At 61.5% G+C, this 20653-nt stretch carries 14 protein-coding genes and 1 tRNA gene; 8 read left to right on the plus strand and 7 right to left on the minus strand.

The features are described from left to right. Positions 1-78: 78 nt before the first annotated feature. From gltB to R4P70_RS27130, 4 genes are all read left to right on the plus strand, one after another. Complete coding sequence (gene gltB / locus R4P70_RS27115; RefSeq protein ID WP_317832693.1) at positions 79-4557, plus strand: glutamate synthase large subunit; 4479 nt, start codon at positions 79-81, stop codon at positions 4555-4557. Next, entirely contained in the window at positions 4550-6052 is a 1503-nt protein-coding gene (locus R4P70_RS27120; RefSeq protein ID WP_020969747.1) for a glutamate synthase subunit beta, read from the plus strand. Before gltB ends, R4P70_RS27120 begins: the two co-directional genes overlap by 8 nt. An 82-nt stretch (positions 6053-6134) precedes the next feature. Beyond that, positions 6135-7553, plus strand: a complete 1419-nt coding sequence (gene pyk, locus R4P70_RS27125) for a pyruvate kinase (RefSeq protein WP_003944038.1) — start codon at positions 6135-6137, stop codon at positions 7551-7553. After that, entirely contained in the window at positions 7554-8435 is an 882-nt protein-coding gene (locus R4P70_RS27130; RefSeq protein ID WP_317832695.1) for an acyl-CoA thioesterase II, read from the plus strand. It begins immediately after the preceding gene. A gap of 33 nt (positions 8436-8468) precedes the next feature. On the opposite strand, the gene R4P70_RS27135 is transcribed toward R4P70_RS27130, so the two are convergent. Next, complete coding sequence (locus R4P70_RS27135) at positions 8469-8972, minus strand: SRPBCC domain-containing protein (RefSeq protein ID WP_003944006.1); 504 nt, start codon at positions 8970-8972, stop codon at positions 8469-8471. Positions 8973-9250: 278 nt separating this feature from the next. On the opposite strand from R4P70_RS27135, the gene R4P70_RS27140 reads away from it, so the two are divergent. Beyond that, entirely contained in the window at positions 9251-10192 is a 942-nt protein-coding gene (locus R4P70_RS27140) for a bifunctional methylenetetrahydrofolate dehydrogenase/methenyltetrahydrofolate cyclohydrolase (RefSeq protein WP_020969745.1), read from the plus strand. Between the two features lie 111 nt (positions 10193-10303). On the opposite strand, the gene R4P70_RS27145 is transcribed toward R4P70_RS27140, so the two are convergent. Both R4P70_RS27145 and R4P70_RS27150 read right to left on the minus strand, forming a co-directional pair. Continuing rightward, positions 10304-10936, minus strand: a complete 633-nt coding sequence (locus R4P70_RS27145; RefSeq protein ID WP_020969744.1) for a hypothetical protein — start codon at positions 10934-10936, stop codon at positions 10304-10306. A gap of 75 nt (positions 10937-11011) precedes the next feature. Next, positions 11012-11088: transfer RNA gene (locus R4P70_RS27150), tRNA-Leu, on the minus strand. Positions 11089-11195: 107 nt separating this feature from the next. Between R4P70_RS27150 and R4P70_RS27155 the strand changes: the two genes are divergently transcribed. Together R4P70_RS27155 and R4P70_RS27160 are read left to right on the plus strand one after the other, a co-directional pair. Continuing rightward, complete coding sequence (locus tag R4P70_RS27155; protein WP_003944029.1) at positions 11196-11813, plus strand: ANTAR domain-containing response regulator; 618 nt, start codon at positions 11196-11198, stop codon at positions 11811-11813. A gap of 218 nt (positions 11814-12031) precedes the next feature. Beyond that, on the plus strand, positions 12032-13363 hold the full coding sequence (locus R4P70_RS27160) for an ABC transporter substrate-binding protein (protein WP_003944031.1): 1332 nt from the start codon (positions 12032-12034) through the stop codon (positions 13361-13363). Positions 13364-13419: 56 nt separating this feature from the next. On the opposite strand, the gene R4P70_RS27165 is transcribed toward R4P70_RS27160, so the two are convergent. Genes R4P70_RS27165 through R4P70_RS27180 form a run of 4 tightly spaced genes read right to left on the minus strand, consistent with a single transcriptional unit; the run spans position 13420 to position 17549 of the window. Then, positions 13420-14226: an ABC transporter ATP-binding protein gene (locus tag R4P70_RS27165; RefSeq protein WP_007728720.1), complete on the minus strand. Its 807-nt coding sequence runs from the start codon at positions 14224-14226 to the stop codon at positions 13420-13422. Further along, entirely contained in the window at positions 14223-15251 is a 1029-nt protein-coding gene (locus R4P70_RS27170; protein WP_020907906.1) for an ABC transporter ATP-binding protein, read from the minus strand. The genes R4P70_RS27165 and R4P70_RS27170 overlap by 4 nt, the downstream gene beginning before the upstream one ends. Continuing rightward, the gene (locus R4P70_RS27175) at positions 15244-16233 is read right to left on the minus strand and encodes a branched-chain amino acid ABC transporter permease (RefSeq protein ID WP_003944088.1); all 990 of its coding nucleotides are present in this window, start codon (positions 16231-16233) and stop codon (positions 15244-15246) included. Before R4P70_RS27175 ends, R4P70_RS27170 begins: the two co-directional genes overlap by 8 nt. A gap of 5 nt (positions 16234-16238) precedes the next feature. Beyond that, positions 16239-17549, minus strand: coding sequence for a branched-chain amino acid ABC transporter permease (locus R4P70_RS27180; protein ID WP_037120375.1), 1311 nt, complete (start codon positions 17547-17549; stop codon positions 16239-16241). A 303-nt stretch (positions 17550-17852) separates the two neighbouring features. Here R4P70_RS27180 and polA point away from each other — a divergent pair, with 303 nt between their 5' ends. After that, a complete protein-coding gene (gene polA, locus R4P70_RS27185) occupies positions 17853-20600 on the plus strand; it encodes a DNA polymerase I (protein ID WP_317832697.1) in 2748 nt (915 codons plus the stop codon). Positions 20601-20653: the final 53 nt, after the last annotated feature.

Genomic DNA, 20653 nt, shown 5'->3' on the forward strand with positions numbered 1-20653 from the left:
CACTTTTCTCTCGCGACCTGCGGTTATGTGCTGATAAACTAACGAACGTCGGCTGCATGACCGTGTGGAGGTCGCCGAGTGCCGTTTTCTCGAATACCTGATCCTCGAGGCCTGTACGACCCCGATCAGGAAACCGATTCATGTGGTGTAGCCGTGGTAGCAGACACCTCTGGACGTCACCTGCATTCCATTGTCGACGAGGCGCTCGCGGTCCTGGCCAATCTCACCCATCGTGGCGCAGTCGGGCGCGAGTGCAACAGTGGTGACGGTGCGGGCATCCTTCTTCAGCTGCCGACGGAATTCTTCGACGCGGTGACCGCGTTCGAGCTTCCACCACCCAACGCGATGGGTGAGAACACCTACGCAGCCGGAAACTGCTTTCTCCCGGTGGATCAGGAAGCACGTCGGCGGGCGGTAGTTCGGATACACCGGTACGCAGCGGCAGAAGGACTGCGGATTATCGGGTGGCGGGAGGTCCCAGTCGACCGTGACTGCGTCGGAACCGTTGCCGCGCAGTGCGCTCCGTACATCAGTCAATGTTTTGTGACGTGCGCCGAGCCAAGAGATCGCAGTGTGGGCGGAATTGCCTTGGACCGACGAGTGTTCGCGCTCAGGAGACAAGTCGAGCGGATTCATTCGGCCGATGATGCGGTGTATTTCCCCTCGTTGTCCGCCCGAACCATCGTGTACAAGGGCATGCTCACGCCGACGCAGTTACCCGGTTACTTCACCGACCTATGCGACGCCCGAATGCGAACTGCCTTGGCGGTCGTGCACAGTCGGTACTCCACGAACACTTTTCCGTCGTGGTCACTTGCTCAGCCGTATCGCTGCATCGCTCACAACGGCGAGATCAATACGATTGTGGGAAACAGGAATTGGATGCGCGCTCGCGAGCCGATGTTGCGGAGCGCACTTTTAGGTGGGGACATCGATCGCATGTTTCCGATCTGTACCCCGGGTGGATCCGACTCTTCGTCGTTCGACGAAGTGCTCGAGTTTCTGACGCTCGGGGGCCGCACTATGCAGCACGCCATCGCGATGATGATTCCCGGTGCATGGGAGAACGATTCTTCGATGCCAGACGAGATGAGGGCCTTCTACCAATTTCACGCTTGCCTGATGGAACCATGGGACGGTCCGGCGTCGGTGACGTTCAGCGACGGCACTGTTGTCGGGGCGGTGTTGGATCGCAACGGTCTTCGCCCAGGGCGATGGTGGCGGATGAGGAACGGCCGTATCGTGTTGGCGAGTGAGAGCGGTGTGTTCGACGCTCCGACGTCCGAGGTGTTGGAGAAGGGGCGCCTCGAACCGGGTCGAATGTTCCTCGTCGACACCGCTCGCCGTGGCATCGTTTCCGATGCGGAGATCAAATCCGAACTCGCGAGCACAGCCCCCTACCGGGAATGGGTCGACGGGGGATTGGTCGATCTCGAGGAAATCCCGGAGTCGGCGCCTGCCCGAGGCGATCCGGCTCCGCTGTTGCAAAGGCAGCTGCTCTTCGGATACCAGGCAGAGGACTTGCAGGAAGTTCTCCTTCCAATGGCTCGCTCAGGATCGGAGCCGTTGGGATCGATGGGAGTCGACACACCTATCGCCGTTCTCTCGGATCGGCCGAAGGTGTTGTACGACTACTTCGTCCAGCTCTTTGCTCAGGTGACGAACCCGCCTTTGGACGCGATTCGCGAGGAAGTCGTCACTACGCTTGGTGTCACCCTCGGCGCTGAGCAGAACTTGTTCGAAGCGTCGGCGCTGTCGTGCCGAAGGATTGTTCTCGATAAACCGGTGATCGGACCGGGGAAGATGGCGAAGGTCGCCGAACTATGCGACGCAAGAACTCCGAGAAGCGCTGTCCTACGGGGAGGTTTCGATCCGAGAGGCAGTCTCGCCGAAGGCGTCGAGAGGCTTCGTGAGTGCGCCCGAACGGCCGCCGCAGCCGGAATCGAGATTCTGGTGATCTCCGACCGTGGATCGGGCCCTGAGCAGGCTCCCATTCCGTCATTGCTCGCAGTATCTGCCGTGCACCACGATCTGGTTCGGCATGGCCTGCGAACCAAGGTTTCCCTCGTCGTCGAGTCGGGTGACGCGCGCGAAGTTCATCACATCGCGCTGCTGATCGGCTACGGTGCGGCGGCTGTCCACCCGTATCTTGCTCTCGAATCGGTAGAAGCACTCAGCGAGCAAGACGAACTTCCCGGGATAGATTCGAAAATGGCATCGGACAACTATCTGAGAGCGGCAAATTCCGGCGTGCTCAAAGTGATGTCGAAGATGGGAATCGCTACGGTTCACTCCTACACGGGCGCACAGGTATTCGAGGCCGTGGGCTTGGGCCGAGGATTGGTCGACGAATACTTCTGCAACACACGAAGCCGGATCGGCGGGATCGGTATCACCGAAGTCGCGCGAGAAGTTCTGATGCGTCACGCGGCCACGTATCGTACGGTGCGGCATCGTCAGTTGAGCAGCAGTGGAGAGTTCCGGTATCGCCGCGGTGGTGAATTGCATGTGTTCACACCCGAGTCCGTGTTCTTCCTTCAGCATGCGACCCGGACGGGGCGAAGTGAGATGTTTCGTCGCTACAGCGATGAAGTCGATCGACTGAGTGCGCAGGGCGGAACACTTCGGGGGCTGTTTCGATTTCGGCGTGGGATTCGTCCGCCGATTCCGCTCCGTCAGGTCGAACCCGTCGAGTTGATTCTCGCTCGATTCAACACCGGTGCGATGAGCTACGGCTCCCTCTCTGCCGAGGCTCACGAGACGATGGCAGTCGCGATGAATGCTCTCGGCGGACGTTCCAACACCGGTGAGGGTGGAGAGTCACCGGAGCGGTTGCGCGACAACAAGCGTCGAAGCGCAGTCAAGCAGGTCGCGAGTGGGCGCTTCGGGGTGACCAGCGATTACCTGGTCAACGCCACCGACATTCAGATCAAGATGGCCCAGGGTGCCAAGCCCGGTGAAGGAGGGCAGCTTCCGGGGTCCAAGGTGTACCCGTGGATCGCGGAAACCCGGTACTCGACACCTGGAGTCGGGCTCATTTCTCCGCCCCCGCACCACGACATCTATTCGATCGAGGATCTCGCCCAATTGATCTACGACCTCAGATGCGCAAACGATCGTGCGCGGATACACGTGAAGTTGGTCAGCGCAGTCGGAGTCGGGACTGTTGCGGCAGGTGTGGCCAAAGCGCACGCCGACGTGGTGCTGATCTCCGGTCACGACGGCGGGACGGGGGCGGCGGCACTCTCGTCCATCCACCACGCTGGTACGCCCTGGGAGATCGGGCTGGCCGAAACTCAGCAGACCTTGGTGCTCAACGGGTTACGCGATCGGATCGTCGTCCAGTGTGACGGGGGTTTGCGCACGGCGCGGGACGTCGTCGTCGCCGCGTTACTGGGGGCGCAGGAGTACGGGTTTTCCACGGCGCCACTCATCGCGGCCGGCTGCGTCATGATGCGGGTATGTCACCTCGACACCTGCCCCGTCGGAGTAGCAACGCAGAATCCCGAACTGCGCGAGCGATTCACCGGCCGGCCGGAGTACGTCGAGAACTTCTTCCGCTTCATCGCCGACGACGTACGACGTTTGTTGGCAGAACTGGGGTTTCGAAGTATCGACGACGCTCTGGGCCACGCAGACGTATTGGAAATGTCTCCGGCGGTGGCGCATTGGAAGAGTCGCACGTTGGACCTCTCACCACTCTTCGACGTTCCGGCCGCGCCGACCGGCGCGGCCTACCCGCCGTGTGTCCCTGTTTCGAGCGAACTCGAACGCACCCTGATCGAGTGCGCCGCGAACTCACTCGAGGACGCTCGACCCGTGCATATAGAACTGCCAGTACACAATACGGATCGGGCGGTGGGGACGAGGCTGGGCGCAGAGGTGACCAGACGCTACGGCGCCGTCGGGCTACCTCAAGGCACCATCGACGTCGTGCTCAGTGGAACGGCAGGCCAGTCACTCGGTGCGTTCCTGCCGCCCGGCATCTCGCTGGTCGTCGTCGGCGATGCAAACGATTACGTGGGGAAGGGGCTCTCCGGTGGACGAATCGCGCTTCGGCCGAGTGAGGACGCGCCCTTCGTGGCGGAGGATCAGGTGATTGCCGGCAATACGCTGCTGTACGGCGCTACGAGCGGTGCGCTCTATGCCAGGGGGCGTGTCGGGGAACGATTCGCGGTGCGCAACTCGGGCGCGGTCGCTGTGGTGGAAGGCGTCGGAGACCATGCGTGCGAGTACATGACCGGGGGTCGCGTCGTCATCATCGGCCCAACTGGTAGGAACCTTGCTGCGGGAATGTCGGGCGGAATTGCCTTCGTACTCGACGTGAAGGCAGAGAAGGTCAACGGCGACATGGTCGTTCTGGAGCGGCCTTCGGCGGAAGACTGCAGTCAGCTGGTCGAAATTCTCGGCGAGCATTTGGCTGCGACCGGCTCGCCGGTGGCGGCAAAACTTCTCGACGACTGGGTTGGCCAGAGTCCGAGATTCACCAAAGTTTTGCCTGTCGACTACCGGAAGGTCGTGGAAGAGAACGAACTGGTGGAACCGGCTCATGCCTGACGCACGCGGGTTCCTCAACGTGAAACGATCCGGCTCACCGACCAGATCGACCGATGTGCGTGTCGGCGACTGGGCGTCGGTATACGAGTCGCTGGATCCCGTCGTGCGAAATCGAGACGTATCTGCACAGGCCTCGCGTTGCATGGACTGCGCTGTGCCGTACTGCCATTCGGCCGACGTGGGGTGTCCGCTCGGCAATCTCATTCCGGAATGGAACGACCTGGTTCGGCGTGGACGGTGGTCCGAAGCCTCGGAGAATCTGCATTCCACCAACAATTTCCCCGAGTTCACCGGACATCTGTGCCCCGCACCGTGCGAAACGGCGTGCGTTCTCGCACTCGACGACGAGCACACGTCGGGGGGTGTCACCATCAAGCGCATCGAACAGGCAATCGTCGACAACGCCTGGGAGTCGGGTTGGTTGGGGCCGCAGGCACCGGTAGTTCACAGTGGAAACCGTGTTGCGGTTGTCGGTTCGGGACCGGCGGGACTGGCCGCGGCTCAACAACTGACACGAGCCGGACACAGTGTCACGGTGTTCGAGCGGAGCGATCGGATCGGGGGACTGCTTCGCTACGGAATTCCGGAATTCAAGTTGCCCAAGGCCCTCATCAACCGGCGGCTGGACCAACTGACCGCCGAGGGGACCAGATTCGTCACCGACTGCGCCGTCGGAGTGAACGTGAGCGCGCACGACCTCTCGACGGAATTCGAGGCGGTAGTCCTGGCGGTCGGGGCTGATCGTGCCAGAGACACAGACGTACCGGGTCGTAGTCTTCGCGGAATCCATCGTGCGATGACGTACCTGCGTGCGGCCAACCACGAATGCGAGGGTGACGGTGCGTCGAGCATCTCGGCGCGAGGTAAGAACGTCGTGATCATCGGTGGCGGCGACACGGCCGCCGACTGCCTCGGCACGGTGCACCGCCAAGGCGCCCTCTCGGTGACGGAATTGGATTACCACGTCCCACCTCCGGCACGCCGCGATCGAGATCGCGACCCATGGCCGTTGTGGCCGCGGGTCCTACGCAGCTCGCCGGCAGACGAGGAGGGCAGTGACAAACGATTCCGATGGGCGGCGCAGGAATTTCTCGACGACGGTGGGGGTGCGGTCCGCGCAATCCGGATGGTTCCGGTAGCCGTGTCGCGGGGGACGAACGGACAACGGACCCTGGTGGAGACCGGCGACACGACGGATCTGGTGTGCGAGATGGTCCTGCTCGCTCTGGGTTTCGACGGCGTCGAAACCGCCCCACTGCTCACCGACCTTGATGTCGGCACCGATCCACTCGGCAGAATCGAGTGTGATGTCGGGTGGCAGACCCGGACACCCGGCGTATTCGTCTGCGGCGACGCGCATCGCGGCGCGTCGCTGGTCGTGTGGGCGATTGCCGAGGGACGGTCGGCCGCACGTGCCGTCGACATGTTTCTCACAGGCGAGTCGGCGCTTCCGGCTCCGGTTCATCCAAAGGCATTTCCGCTGTTCGTGAGCTGACCAACTGAATCGAGTAAGTACAGAAAGTGCAGGTCGCAAATGCTGGATAGAAGTGCGGTGGGGTAGCGACTAGGCTCGAGCCGTGAACCGACGGACAAAAATTGTATGCACACTTGGACCTGCGACAGCTTCTGGCGACCGCATCCGTGAGCTCGTGGAGAGCGGCATGGACGTGGCGCGCCTCAACTTCAGCCACGGCGAGCATGCCGATCACGAAGAAAACTACATTCGCGTCCGCGCCGCGTCGGACGCCACCGGAAAGGCCGTCGGTGTTCTCGCCGACCTTCAGGGGCCCAAGATTCGCCTCGGCCGATTCAAGGACGAGCGGACCACCTGGGCCAACGGTGAAGAGGTTCGTATCACCGTCGACGACGTCGAGGGAACGCACGATCGCGTCGGGACCACGTACAAGGAATTGGCGCGCGACGCCAAGGCGGGCGATCGACTGCTGGTCGACGACGGAAAGGTCGGCCTGGTCGTCACGTCCATCGACGGCAACGACGTCGTCTGTCGGGTCACCGAAGGCGGTCCGGTCAGCAACAACAAGGGCCTCTCACTGCCCGGTATGAACGTCTCCGTTCCAGCCCTGTCGGGCAAGGACATCGCCGACCTCGAGTTCGCTCTCAAGCTGGGTGTCGACTTCATTGCACTCTCCTTCGTTCGCTCACCGGCGGACGTCGAATTGGTTCACGCCATCATGGATCGAGTCGGGCGCCGCGTTCCCGTCATCGCGAAGCTCGAGAAGCCCGAGGCCATCGACAATCTCGAGGCCATCGTGCTCGCGTTCGACGCCGTCATGGTCGCCCGCGGTGACCTCGGTGTCGAGTTGCCGCTCGAGCAGGTCCCGCTCGTTCAGAAGCGCGCAATCCAGATTGCTCGTGAGAACGCGAAGCCGGTCATCGTCGCGACGCAGATGCTCGAGTCGATGATCGAGAACTCACGTCCCACTCGTGCAGAGGCATCCGATGTCGCCAACGCCGTTCTCGACGGCGCCGACGCAGTCATGCTCTCGGGCGAGACTTCGGTGGGCAAGTACGTCATGGAAACCGTTCGCACCATGGCCCGCATCGTCGAGGCCGTCGAGAACGAATCAACCCGTGTCCCACCGTTGACCCACGTCCCGCGCACCAAGCGCGGAGTCATCTCGTACGCAGCACGCGACATCGGCGAACGTCTCGACGCCAAGGCCTTGGTTGCGTTCACTCAGTCCGGTGACACGGTGCGTCGACTGGCTCGTCTGCACACGCCGCTGCCGTTGCTCGCCTTCACACCGCTGCCTGCGGTGCGCAGTCAGCTGACGCTGACGTGGGGAACCGAGACGTTCCTGGTCGATGCGGTGGCCACCACTGACGAGATGGTGCGTCAGGTGGACAGTGCGTTGCTCTCCCTCGGGCGGTACGTCAAGGGAGACCTCGTGGTCATCGTTGCCGGATCCCCTCCGGGAACTGTCGGTTCCACCAACCTCATTCACGTCCACCGTATCGGCGAAGAGGACCACTGAGTGACCCACGCGAACGCGTCCACCGACCTCAGTACTCTTCTCGGTCTGTTGGATCTGGAGCAGATCGGTGACGACGCGTTCCGTGGATACCACCCGAAACAGGTAGGTTCGCGGACGTTCGGCGGTCAACTGGTGTCTCAGGCACTGATGGCCGCCGGACGGACTGTCGACGGTGATCGCCCCATCCATGCCGTGAACGCCCATTTCATTCGGGGCGGAGATGTGAAGGCGCCTATCGAGTACCGGGTGGAGCGTCATCGTGACGGGAGGGCATTCGCCAACCGTCAGGTGACTGCCTATCAGGGTGAGAACGAATTGTTCGTGATGCTCGCGGCGTTCCAGGACTCCGGCAAGGGGCTCGACCATGCTGTCGAGATCCCGGATGTTCCACTTCCGGAGTCGTTGCCTCCCATCGGCGATCATCTGGTGGGGTACGAGGAAAAACTGCCGCATTTCAGTGCGGCGCTCAAGCCGATCGACATGCGGTACGCCAACGATCCGGCGTGGATCCTCAAGGGCACCGGCGAGAAACTCAACCACAATCGGGTGTGGATGCGCCCCGACGGTGATCTGCCGGACGATTCGCTCATTCACGCTGCGACGCTGGCATATTCGTCCGACACCACCGTGCTCGATTCGATTCTGACCACTCATGGTTTGTCCTGGGGTCATGATCGTATCGTCGCGGCGACGGTCAATCATTCGATCTGGTTCCATCGCCCGTTCCGGTTCACCGACTGGGTTCTGTACGCCACCGAATCGCCGGTCGCCGCAGGTTCGCGCGGTCTGGCAACCGGACGGTACTTCTCGGTGGAAGGACTGCTGTTGGCGACGGTGGTTCAAGAAGGAATGATCAGGCATTTCCCGCGTAAAGGGGAATGAGATGCGGGCCCGAGACTGAACTCGGGCCCAGAATCAAGCAGACTTGCGATATTGCGGTGAGAGTTCGTCGGCGCGGTCCCACGGAGACCAGTCGACTTCGCGTCCATCGAGTTGGGCCGCAACAACTTCCAAGCCCGCGTGCCAGCCGGCGGCGTGGGCGTACGCGGACTCTTCGTCTTCCATCGTGTGGGTGAGGGTCAGCCAGCAACCGCCGGTGCCGTCCGGTGCCAGTTCCCAATGCAGAGTATCTGCGTCCCAGAGGAATTCGAGAATTCGGTGCGGGTGGACGCTGATGACCGTCCCGCGCGTCACGTGATCTGCGGGCAGTCCGAATCGCTCGACTTGTTCCGGGGTCACCTTGAACAGCAGATCCGCGCCTGGAGTGAGATTGAAATCGACGTCCGCCGGGAACCAGGCGTCGAGGTACTCGCGTTCCGTTATCACTTTCCAGACCTTGTCCGGTGCGTGCGGAATTGCCAGTTGGAAGCTCAGTGACACCCGACCGTCATAGGTCAGGTTTATCTTGCCGTTGTCCATCGGTGCCTCCAATGCTTGGTGCCCGTGCGGTTGCCCCCATCGTGCCATCTAATTGCTTAGGATGGAATAACTGCAGGTCAGATCGTTACCTATTGATAGGTTATGTCGATTTGTCTCGTTTTGAGAGCGGCGTTCCGGATGTGTTTCGTGGCAGTGAGACAAACGCGCGGTACGCTGACCACGCACGACTGGCGCGGGTGGGAATTACCACCGGGGAGTGCACATCGCGAGGCATCGACCGCCTGGGTGCTTCACACATCTTGTGTGAAGGGGGATTCATGTCTACCGAAAATCTGCCCAGCCAGAACGTGGCCGCTCGAATAATCAACGGACGCGCAATTGCCGATGCTGCGCTCGCCGACCTGTCAGTGCGCACCAGGCAGTTTCGTGATGAGACGGGGCACGTTCCTTGCCTGGCCGCCGTCATCGTGGGAGCGGACCCGGCCTCGAAGGCGTATGTACAGATGAAGGCCAAACGATCTGTCGCCGTCGGAATGACGTCGCGGACGGTCGAACTCCCGGTGAGTACAACCACCGAAGAACTAGTCGACGTGCTGAGAGCGCTGTCGGCGGACCCTTCGATCGACGGCATACTGCTGCAGCACCCGGTGCCAGGCCACATCGACGAACGGGCTGCGTTCGATGCCATCTCGGCCGACAAAGACGTTGACGGCGTTACCTCGGCAGCGTTCGCGGCAATGGCGTTGACCGGTGGGGGATTCGAATCATGTACACCGAGTGGCATCCTGCGCCTGCTCGACGCCACAGGCGTCGAACTCTCCGGGAAGCATGCTGTCGTGGTCGGCCGAAGCCCGATACTCGGATTGCCGATGGGAATGCTCCTCCTGCGTCGAGGCGCAACGGTGACGTACTGCCATTCGCGAACCGTCGACCTGGCCGCCCACGTCGCCTCGGCAGACGTCGTCATCGCGGCCGTCGGTGTTCCGGAACTGATCAAAGGGGCGTGGATCAAGCCTGGGGCAGTGGTGATCGATGCGGGGTACAACGAGGGCAACGTCGGAGACGTGGAGTACGCCGCTGCGCTCCCACATGCCGGTGCGATCACACCAGTGCCGGGTGGCGTCGGCCCCATGACGGTTGCCGTCCTGCTGGAACAAACACTGGCAGCAGCAGTTCGAGCAGCGGAAGTTCGGGCATGGAGTGAGAATCATGACAGTCGTGTTGGACCGGACCCAGCAATCGCCTCGGATCGATTGTGAGACCTCGGTTTCGAGACGGAGTATTCATCCGCCCCTCGATAACCGAATTACCGCGTCGAGCACCGCTGCGCTGGAATGGCTGAGCTGAGCGCGCAATTGGGTATTCGACAGTCAGCTGTCTGCCGTGGGGATGTCGATCATCAACTGGGACGGTGAATCGGATGTCGATACGGTGCATGCCGGACGGATGTCGACCGTGCCGACAAACGACTGCAGGATCGCACTGTTCCTGGCCGCACTGTCTATGCGCGTGATGTTTTCGCCCTCGTGAGATACGGAGTTGAGCGACGAATCCGATTGGACTCCCATCAGGTCGACTTGAAGTATCGATCGACTTCCGACGTCCACGACTGTGCTGTCACCCGCTCGGATTGCTTCGCTGACATATTCGGTTTTCCAGAACACTGATCCATTTCCGTCGAATCGGTAGGTGATTCGGGTGAAACCATCGTGATCGGTCACTTCGATCTCGGTCACGTCGACGCGCGGATTCGGTGAAGGGATCTCCGTGTTGTTCGGGAACGGAGCAAGCGTGGAGATCTCGGTTGGTGGGGCATCGATCGGGGGAGTGCCGACCTGAAGGGTGCCTGTCTGTGTTGCAGCATCGAGGACGGTCTGGGTGGAAGATTCGCCGGCAGTGTTGGATTCGCCGGCAGTGTCGGATTGGTCGTCAGTCTGACACCCGGTGAGCAGCGCGAAAACAGATATGGCTCCGAGCAGAGCAATCAGGCGACGACCGTTCATGGATCGAATCTAACTGCGGTCGATCTGGGGTACAGCCGAATGCCGAAACCTTGCGGTACGGCCAACTGCGGCAGGTGGTGCCCTCGGTGAGACTCGAACTCACACTGGACGGGTTTTGAATCCGTTTCCTCTGCCAATTGGGATACGAGGGCTTGTTGCGATGACTACATTAGAAGATGCGATTTCAATGTCAAACACCGGTACCCTCTAATCGTTCGCGTCTCGTGTCGGGGCGGTTCGATGGAGGAGGATGGTGGCCATGAATTCGCCGCAGCCGCAAGGCAATCAGCTCGCACCCCGTCGTGTTGTCGTCGCTGAAGACGAGGCGTTGATCCGCATGGATCTGGTCGAGATGCTCCGCGAAGAGGGCTACGACGTCGTCGGTGAGGCCGGTGACGGGCAGGTTGCGGTGGAGTTGGCCGAGTCGCTCAAGCCTGATCTGGTCATCATGGACGTGAAGATGCCCAGGAGAGACGGCATCGACGCCGCTTCGGAGATTGCCGCCAAGCGGATCGCTCCTGTTGTCATTCTCACAGCGTTCAGTCAGCGCGAGTTGGTCGAGCGCGCACGCGATGCCGGCGCCATGGCTTACTTGGTCAAGCCGTTCTCGATCAGTGACCTCGTTCCCGCTGTCGAATTGGCGGTCAGTCGTTTCCGCGAGGTGACGGCGCTCGAGCGTGAGGTCGCTGATCTTTCCGACCGGCTCGAAGCACGCAAGCTGATCGAGCGAGCCAAGAGTGTTCTGATGGTTCGCCAAGCGCTCACCGAACCTGAGGCGTTCAAGTGGATTCAGCGCGCCGCGATGGATCGGCGCTCCACGATGAAGGCGGTCGCACAGGTCGTACTGGAAACTCTGGGCGGTGAACCGGACGCTTGAGCAAAGTGTCCGGGTTATCCGGCTGCACTGAGTGGCTGCGTCGACCGTCGAAACGTCGCGCAGCGCTACAGCCGTGTAAACACTGTGCGCCTTCAGATAACAGTCAGGTCACAGGGCTTTCTTGAAGGATCGCGAAACGGTTCCAAGGTCTAGCGTCTGATCCCACAGCGAGCGCCAGTTCGGGTGGCGCGAGCACCGGCTGATCTTAGGAGCGTGGGATGGCTAGACGAACACTTGTGCGTACTGCTGCAGTTCTCGGCGCGGCATCACTGGCACTTGCAGGCTGTAGCTCGGACAAGTCGGATGACTCGTCTTCGAGTGGCTCTACGTCCGGCGCTTCCGCCGCGACGACATCCGTCACGACTGATTGCACCCCGGAGCAGGCCAAGGCCGGCGCCACCCCGTCCACGGAAGCGCTGCGTATCGGTACGCTTCTTCCCGATACAGGCAGCTTGTCGTTCCTCGGGCCGCCGATGGTCGCGGGCACCCAGCTGGGAGTCAACGACGTCAATGCTGCCGGAGGCGTTCTCGGCCAACCGGTCCAGCTGATTCCCGGCGATTCGGGTGACACCACAACGGACACCGCCAACACCACCGTCGACCGTGAATTGGCTGCAGGCACTCAGGTCATCGTCGGCGCCGCGTCGTCTTCGGTCTCGCTCAAGGTGATCGACAAGATCGCCAGCGCAGGCGTCGTGATGTTCTCGCCTGCCAACACCTCGGACCAATTCGTCTGCTACCCCGACAAGGGCATGTACTTCCGCACCGCTCCGACGGACGTACTGCAGGCTCAGGCCGTCGCACAGCTCATTTCGGACGACGGTGGTCAGCGCGTAGCGATCATGGCCCTCAACGACCCGTACGGGACGGGTCTGGCGGACAACATCGAAAAGAATCTGATCGATTCGGGCGTCCCCTCCGATCAGATCGAGAAGATCATCTACGACCCGAACGCGCAGTCGTTCAACTCCGAAGTCGATCAAGTCAAGAACTTCAATCCGGATGCAGTGGCATTGGTGGGCTTCGAGGAGTCGGCGAAGATCATCACGCGCATGCACGAAGTGGGCATCGGCCCGTCGGACGGAATGGCGATGTACGGCGTCGACGGCAACATGGGTAACGCGCTCGGCGAATCCGTGGCGAAGCCGTTGCTCGACACCATGCAGGGAACCACGCCCCTGACGGACGTCGGAGCTGCCTTCCAGGATCGTCTGAAGGCTGTGAACCCCTCTCTGATCGACTTCAACTACGCCGGAGAGTCGTACGACGCGGTGGTGATCTCAGCGCTCGCTGCCGAGCAGGCGAAGTCGACGGCCGGTACCGACATCGCAGCCAACATCAACAGCGTCACCGAAGGCGGCACCAAGTGCACGTCCTACGTCGAGTGCCTGCCGTTGGTGAAGGCGGGAACCGACATCGACTACGACGGCATCACCGGTGAGTTGGACTTCAACGATTCGGGAGAACCGTCAATCGGTTCGTACGGAAAGCTCAAGTTCGGCCCTGAGAACACGCTGACCACAGAAGGATTCGTGGTCGTGGGCAAGTAAGCAGCCAACGAGAATGGGCCAGGGTCGAGAGACCCTGGCCCATTCTCGTGTCTGTCCTACTTCTCTTTGCTTCCGGCGAGCGTTCCCAAGTACAACTCGATCACCTTGGGGTCGTTCATCAGATTGGCGCCGGTGTCGGTGTACGCGTTCTTACCCTGATCGAGTACGTAGCCGCGGTCGCAGATCTGAAGGCAGCGGCGCGCGTTCTGCTCGACCATGATGACCGAGACACCCGCAGCATTGATCTTCTTGCAGCGGATGAACACCTCGTCCTGGAACATGGGGGACAGGCCCGCGGACGGTTCGTCGAGCAGCAGCACCGACGGATCCATCATCAGGGCCCGGCCCATCGCGACCATCTGGCGTTCGCCGCCGGAGAGTGCGCCGGCCTTCACCTTTCGCCGTTCACTCAGAAGAGGGAACAGTTCACTCACGAAGGCGAATCGTTCCGCGAATGCCTTGGGACGCAGATAAATGCCCATTTCGAGGTTTTCTTCGATGGTCAGAGTCTGAAAGACGTTCTGTGTCTGAGGGACGTACCCGACTCCCTTCTGAACGAGGACGTGAGCGGGCGCAGACGTGATGTTGTCCTCGCGTAGGGTGACCGACCCTTCGCGTACCGGTATCAGTCCGAACAGTGATTTCAGGAGTGTCGATTTGCCTGCGCCGTTCGGTCCGATGATCCCGACGATTTCCCCTTCCTTCAGGAAGAAGTTGCATTCACGCAGGATGTTGACGCCGGGAATGTAGCCCGCGACGAGGCTGTCGGCGCGGAGTAGGGCACCTGCCGACAGTCGCTGATGCTCCTCGGCCGTCGCGGCGAACTCTGCAGGCGTCAGTGAACGTGCGTGGTTCTCGCTCATGGCTTCTCGTGCCTTCCGCGCGGTTCCTCGGGACTCGATTCCAGCGTCGCGGCGAGATCGGCCGGAAGGCTGTCGACGTCGGGTTCCGACAGGTCCCCGCCCGACTCGAGGGTTTCGACCTCGGCTTCAGCCAGGGCGGCGGCCAGAACGGCCGTCTCGCCCACCGGATTTCCGTTGTCGTCGAACTCGAGGGCCTGGTCATGGTGGCTGCCCAGATACGCGTCGACGACGGCTGTGTTGGACGAGAGTTCGTCCGGGGTGGATTCGGCGATGACGCTGCCCTGCGCCATGACCACCACCCAATCGCTGATATCTCGGATCACGTCCATGTCGTGTTCGACGAACACGACCGTCATTCCGTCGTCGCGCAATGATTTGATGTGTCCGAGCAGGCTTTGCGTCAGAGCAGGATTGACCCCCGCCATCGGTTCGTCGAGCATCACCACCGAGGGCGAGGTCATGAGTGCGCGAGCCATTTCGAGCAATTTGCGCTGCCCACCGGAGAGTGAACCGGCGAGGTCGTCTGCCTTGGTGTCGAGTTTGAATCGTGCGAGGAGTTCGTTGGCGCGTTCGGTGATCTCGCGTTCCTGGCCTTTCCAGATCCACGGAACGAGGGATGCAAAAATGCGTTCACCACGTTGGCCGGTGGCACCGAGACGTACGTTGTCCAGCACGGTGAGTTTGGAGAGCGCCTTGGTCAACTGGAACGTCCGTACCACTCCTTTCCTGGCTACCTGGTGGGGATACATGCGGCCCAGCGATTGACCGTCCATCGACCACGTACCGGTGTCCGGCCGGTCGAAACCGGTGAGGAGGTTGAAGAGCGTCGTTTTTCCGGCACCGTTTGGACCGATCAGACCCGTGATGCACCCTCGTTGAATCTCGAGGTGATCGACGTCGACGGCCTTGAGACCGCCGAACGTCCGCGAGACGTTGTCAGCGACCAACACCGGGTCGGGTTTCGCCGATCCGGGAAGGTGAGGAACGTCGGCAAAGATCTGTGCTCTGGTATCGGCGTCAAGCATTGAGTTGCACCTCCCGCTTGTTACCCAGTATTCCCTGCGGTCTGAAGACCATCAGGAGAGCAATCATCAATCCGAGCAGGACATATCTGGTGGCCCCGACTTGCTGTTCCGTGAGTGAAAGCAGCGGATTTTCGCCGGAGATCGCCTGACGCAGCAAGGCATCAGGGATGGCGAGGAGGAACCAGAACAACATTGCGCCGACCACCGGGCCGAATACCGTTGCCGCCCCGCCCAGAATCAGTGCGCCGAACGCGAAGAACGTCTGCGCGGTCGAGTAGAAGTCCGGGTTGATGGACTTGGTCTGCAAAGCGTTGAACACACCGGCCAGACCACCGATCACACCGCCGAGAACCAGCGCCTGCATCTTGTACACGAAGACGTTCTTGCCCAACGATCGCGCTGCGTCCTCGTCTTCGCGAACCGCCTTGAGGACGCGCCCCCACGGACTGTGCGTCAACAGGTAGACAAATCCGCACAAGATCAAGACCAGCGTCCACCCCACGACCATCGACCAGAGGTCGTCTCCGTAGAACTTCACGCCGAGAAATGAGTACTGCTTGGCCGAGTCGAAGGGGCTCAGTGCGGTGAACGGGTCTGCGAAACCGAACAGGCCATTGGTGGAACCGGTCACCGAATCCGACGCGGTCGAGCGGAAGATCAGACGCAGGATCTCCGAAGCGGCGATGGTCACGATGGCGAGATAGTCGGCGCGCAGACGCAGCGTCGGGATACCGAGCACGAGCGCGAGGAGCCCGGCTGCGGTAAGTCCGACGAGGATGCCGAGCCACAACGGCTGGTCGTAGGTCACGGTCATGATGCCGACGCCGTAGCCGCCGAGGAGGGCAAAACCGATCTGACCGAAGTTGAGCAGTCCGGCGTAGCCGAAGTGCAGGTTCAGCCCGATTGCCAGCAGTGCGTAGAAGATTGCCGACGGCCCGATCAACTGGGCGAAGGAAACCTGGAAAGCTCCCATGATGTCCATGTTCGTCACCCGATCCTTTGTCTGGATCCGAGGATGCCCTGGGGGCGAACCACGAGGATCACGATCAAGACGAGAAGTCCGCCGATGTATTTGAGATCGGGGTTGATGATGAGCGTCGAGAGTTGGACCAGAAGTCCCACGATGACGCAGCCGAGTAGCGCCCCGTACGCGGTTCCCAGACCACCGAGGGTGATTCCGGCGAACATGAGCAGCAACAGTTTGAAGCCCATTTCCCACTGGACGCGTCCGCCGAGTTCGGAGATACCGAACAGCACACCGCCTAGGGCGGCCAGTCCGCCGCCGAGACCCCAGACGAACATGATCACGCGCTCGACGTTGATACCGGACGAAGCGGCGAGGTCACGATTGTCGGAGACGGCACGCATGGCCTTTCCGATGCGAGTCTTCTGCAGAAGCAGTGCGACGCCGACCAGGACGACAAGACTGACGATCATGACTATCGCGTTGGCGTCGGTCAGTGCGATCGGGCCCCAGTTCTTCTCGACCTGGCCCTGGTAGTCGTCGAACGGTTCGGCGCGGTCGGAGAAGAAGATCAGGATCAAGTAGCGCAATGAAATCGCGAGACCGATCGAGACCACCAATTGCGCGATCAACCCGGTTTTGCGCTTACGCAGTGGTTTCCAGACGATTCCGTTGGTCAGCAGGCCGATGCCGATGCCGACGAAGATCGCGAGGATCGTGGCGGGAATCAGCGGAACGCCGAAGGACGTGTTGATCACCCAGGCAGCAACGGCTCCTAACGTCACCATCTCGCCGTGAGCGAAGTTGGTCAGGCCAGTGGTGCCGTAGATCAGGCTCAAACCCACACCGGCGATCGCGATCACGAGGCCGAACCGCAGACCGTCGACCGTCGTGCGGATCAGCTTCTCGCCGAAGCTGACATTCGAGGCGGTACGTACCTCGCCGAACGAGAAGATCACGGTGTTCGCGCGGCCGGCCACCACCTCGCGTTCGACAGCGGCTTGCACACTGACCCCGTCGGGAAGTGTGTCGGCAACGATCTCGAAGGTGTAGGTGCCCGGTGCCACGGCCAGTTCCCAACGGCCGTTCGATGCCGATTCTCCGGTGGCGACTTCCGTACCGGAAGAATCGAGCGCACGGACGGTGACGCCCTCGAGGCGTGTGCCGCCGTTGTTGAGATTGCCGCTGACGGGGACAGCGTTGTCGGGAACCGGTGCTGTCGGTGTTGCGGATGCTGTCGGGGTCGGCGGTGTAGGGGAAGTGGTCGGTTCCTGAGCCGAAGCAGTTCCGGCCAGGCTGAGTAATGCGAAGAACGTCAGTAATGCAAAGGCCAGTAGTCGGCTGAGTGTCGCGAGGGTCTGCCGTTTCACTACGGGTGGGGCCACGTACGTCCTCCGAGCGGGTCGGGAATAGCGCGTCTGGACAAAGGTGCCGCGCAGCACAGGGATTGTTTCGTTGCTGCGATTTCCGGACTCTAACGGCTCCGTTCGCTTCAGATGGGGTTCTGAGATTTCCGGGATGTTTCGGTTCCGTATCGAAGGCCGAAGGCTGCATCAATTGTCCGATTCTTGTGTCTGTTCCTGCGTAAACAACGGCGAAGGCGTCGATGTCGGTCGCGATCCCTAGACTGATGAACCGTGAGCCCCGCAACCACAACTCGGTCCAGCACGTCCACCGCTTCAGCCGGCACCACCGGCAAGGCGGACGATCGCCCTCTTCTGATGCTTCTCGACGGGCATTCGTTGGCATTTCGCGCCTTCTATGCGCTGCCTGCAGAGAACTTCAAGACACACAGTGGGCAGGCCACCAACGCGGTGTACGGCTTCACGTCGATGTTGATCATCCTTCTTCGTGACGAGCAGCCCACCCACTTGGCCGCGGCTTTCGACGTGTCGCGTCAGACGTTTCGCGCCGACCTGTTCCCCGAATACAAGGCGCAGCGCGCGAAGGCTCCGGACGAATTCAAGGGCCAGATCGACATCACCAAGGACGTTCTCGGCGCGCTGGGCATCCCGGTCATGGCCGAGGAAGGTTTCGAGGCCGACGACGTGATTGCCACGTTGACCACGCAGGCGGAGGCACTCGGATACCGGGTTCTCGTCGTGACCGGCGACCGCGACTCGCTGCAGCTGGTGACCGACAACGTCACTGTGCTCTACCCGAAGAAGGGTGTCTCGGAGCTCACCCGATTCACGCCGACGGCCGTCGAGGAGAAGTACAGCCTCACTCCGTCGCAGTATCCGGATTTTGCTGCCCTGCGCGGCGACCCGAGTGACAACCTCCCCGGTATCCCCGGCGTCGGCGAGAAAACCGCTACCAAGTGGATCCGTGAGTACGGCGACCTGCAGGGACTGGTAGACAACGTGGACAAGGTCCGCGGCAAGGTAGGCGACTCGCTACGCGAGAACCTTGCAAACGTCCTGCTCAATCGTCAGCTCACCGAGATGGTTCGCGACGTTCCGTTGCCGTACACGCCCGAGCAGTTGGTGTTGGCCCCGTGGGACCGCGAGAAGATTCATGCGTTGTTCGACGATCTCGAGTTCAAGGTTCTCCGCGATCGACTGTTCGCGACCCTGTCGTCGTCCGAGCCCGAAGCAGAGGAAGGGTTCGAGGTCAGCGGCGACGCACTTGCCCCGGGTGCGGTTGCCGCGTGGCTCGACGCCCACGCGCGAACCGGTGAGCGTCACGGCGTCACGGTGCTCGGAACCAGAACTCCGTTTGCCGGCGACGTCACTGCACTCGCGATCGCGGCCTCCGACGGTGAATGTGCATACATCGCGGCGTCGACGGCAACACCGGAAGACGAAGCAGCTCTCGGTGATTGGCTCGCCGATGCATCGCAGCCGAAGGCGCTGCACGAAGCCAAGTGGGCGATCCATGCTCTGCGTGGGCGTGGTTGGACGCTCGGTGGACTGACCAGCGACACTGCTCTGGCCGCATATCTCGTCCGGCCGGGCCAGCGCAGCTTCAATCTCGACGACCTCTCGCTCCGCTACCTCAAGCGTGAACTGCGCGCCGAAACATCCGGCCAGGAACAGCTTTCACTGCTCGACGACACCGAACAGCTCGATGCCGAAGCAGCCGAGACCGCGATGCTCAGCGCTCAGGCCGTTCTCGACTTGGCAGCTGCACTGGACACCGAGTTGGAGTCGATCGAGTCCAAGTCGCTCCTCTCCGACATGGAACTGCCGTTGACGATCGAGCTCGCTCAGATCGAGGCCACCGGCATCGCCGTCGACAGCGCGCATCTGCACGATCTTCAGAGCCGTTTCGCCTCCCAGGTCGCCGACGCCGCAAACTCCGCGTACGAGGTGATCGACAAGCAGATCAACCTGGGTTCGCCGAAGCAGCTGCAGGTGGTCTTGTTCGAAGAACTCGACATGCCCAAGACGAAGAAGACGAAGACGGGCTACACCACCGACGCCGAGGCGTTGCAGGGTCTGTTCGACAAGACAGGACACCCGTTCCTCGAACACCTTCTCGCGCACCGTGATGCGACGCGTATGAAGGTGACCGTCGACGGTCTTCTCAAGGCCGTGGCCGAAGACGGTCGCATCCACACGACGTTCAACCAGACGGTTGCCGCGACCGGACGTCTGTCGTCGACCGATCCGAACTTGCAGAACATCCCGGTGCGAAACGACGCGGGGCGCGAGATTCGCGACGGATTCGTAGTCGGGCAAGGGTTCGACGTTCTGCTCACTGCCGACTACAGCCAGATCGAAATGCGCATCATGGCGCACGTGTCAGGCGACGAGGGACTGATCGAGGCATTCAACACCGGTGAGGACCTGCACAGCTTTGTCGGCTCGCGCGCATTCGGAGTTCCGATCGAAGAGGTCACTCCTGAACTGCGTCGCCGGGTCAAGGCGATGTCCTACGGTCTGGCCTACGGGCTCAGTGCCTACGGATTGGCGTCGCAGCTGAAGATTTCGACCGAAGAAGCGAAGCAGCAGATGGATGCGTACTTCGCTCGTTTCGGCGGCGTGCGGGATTACCTCCACGCGGTGGTCGAGCAGGCACGTAAGGACGGCTACACCTCGACGCTCTACGGTCGTCGTCGCTACCTGCCGGACCTCAACAGCGACAACCGTCAGCGTCGTGAGGTGGCAGAACGGGCTGCCCTGAATGCGCCGATCCAGGGCACCGCAGCCGACATCATCAAGGTCGCGATGATCAATGTTCAGAAGGCTCTCGCCGACGCCGGATTGAAGTCGCGCATGCTGCTGCAGGTGCACGACGAATTGGTGCTCGAAGTGGTCGCCTCCGAGTTGGAGGAAGTCACCGCACTGGTCAAGGACAAGATGGCCACAGCCATCGAGTTGTCGGTACCCCTGGACGTTTCGGTGGGAACCGGTCGAAGCTGGGACAGCGCGGCTCACTGAGTCGGCGCCAAGGCAGCCTGGCTACGAAAAGAGCGCGCTCCGAATCGAATTCG

Origin of the sequence: Rhodococcus sp. IEGM 1241 (genome assembly GCF_033142365.1) — a bacterium.
Lineage (GTDB): Bacteria > Actinomycetota > Actinomycetes > Mycobacteriales > Mycobacteriaceae > Rhodococcus_F > Rhodococcus_F erythropolis.

Excerpts from the sequence above, each read along its gene's own strand:
- R4P70_RS27120 (WP_020969747.1), top strand. The coding sequence starts at position 4,550 with ATGCCTGACGCACGCGGGTTCCTCAACGTGAAACGATCCGGCTCACCG.
- R4P70_RS27135 (WP_003944006.1), bottom strand. The coding sequence starts at position 8,972 with ATGGACAACGGCAAGATAAACCTGACCTATGACGGTCGGGTGTCACTG.
- R4P70_RS27145 (WP_020969744.1), bottom strand. The coding sequence starts at position 10,936 with ATGAACGGTCGTCGCCTGATTGCTCTGCTCGGAGCCATATCTGTTTTC.
- R4P70_RS27155 (WP_003944029.1), top strand. The coding sequence starts at position 11,196 with ATGAATTCGCCGCAGCCGCAAGGCAATCAGCTCGCACCCCGTCGTGTT.
- R4P70_RS27140 (WP_020969745.1), top strand. The coding sequence starts at position 9,251 with ATGTCTACCGAAAATCTGCCCAGCCAGAACGTGGCCGCTCGAATAATC.
- R4P70_RS27160 (WP_003944031.1), top strand. The coding sequence starts at position 12,032 with ATGGCTAGACGAACACTTGTGCGTACTGCTGCAGTTCTCGGCGCGGCA.
- R4P70_RS27170 (WP_020907906.1), bottom strand. The coding sequence starts at position 15,251 with ATGCTTGACGCCGATACCAGAGCACAGATCTTTGCCGACGTTCCTCAC.
- R4P70_RS27175 (WP_003944088.1), bottom strand. The coding sequence starts at position 16,233 with ATGGACATCATGGGAGCTTTCCAGGTTTCCTTCGCCCAGTTGATCGGG.
- R4P70_RS27165 (WP_007728720.1), bottom strand. The coding sequence starts at position 14,226 with ATGAGCGAGAACCACGCACGTTCACTGACGCCTGCAGAGTTCGCCGCG.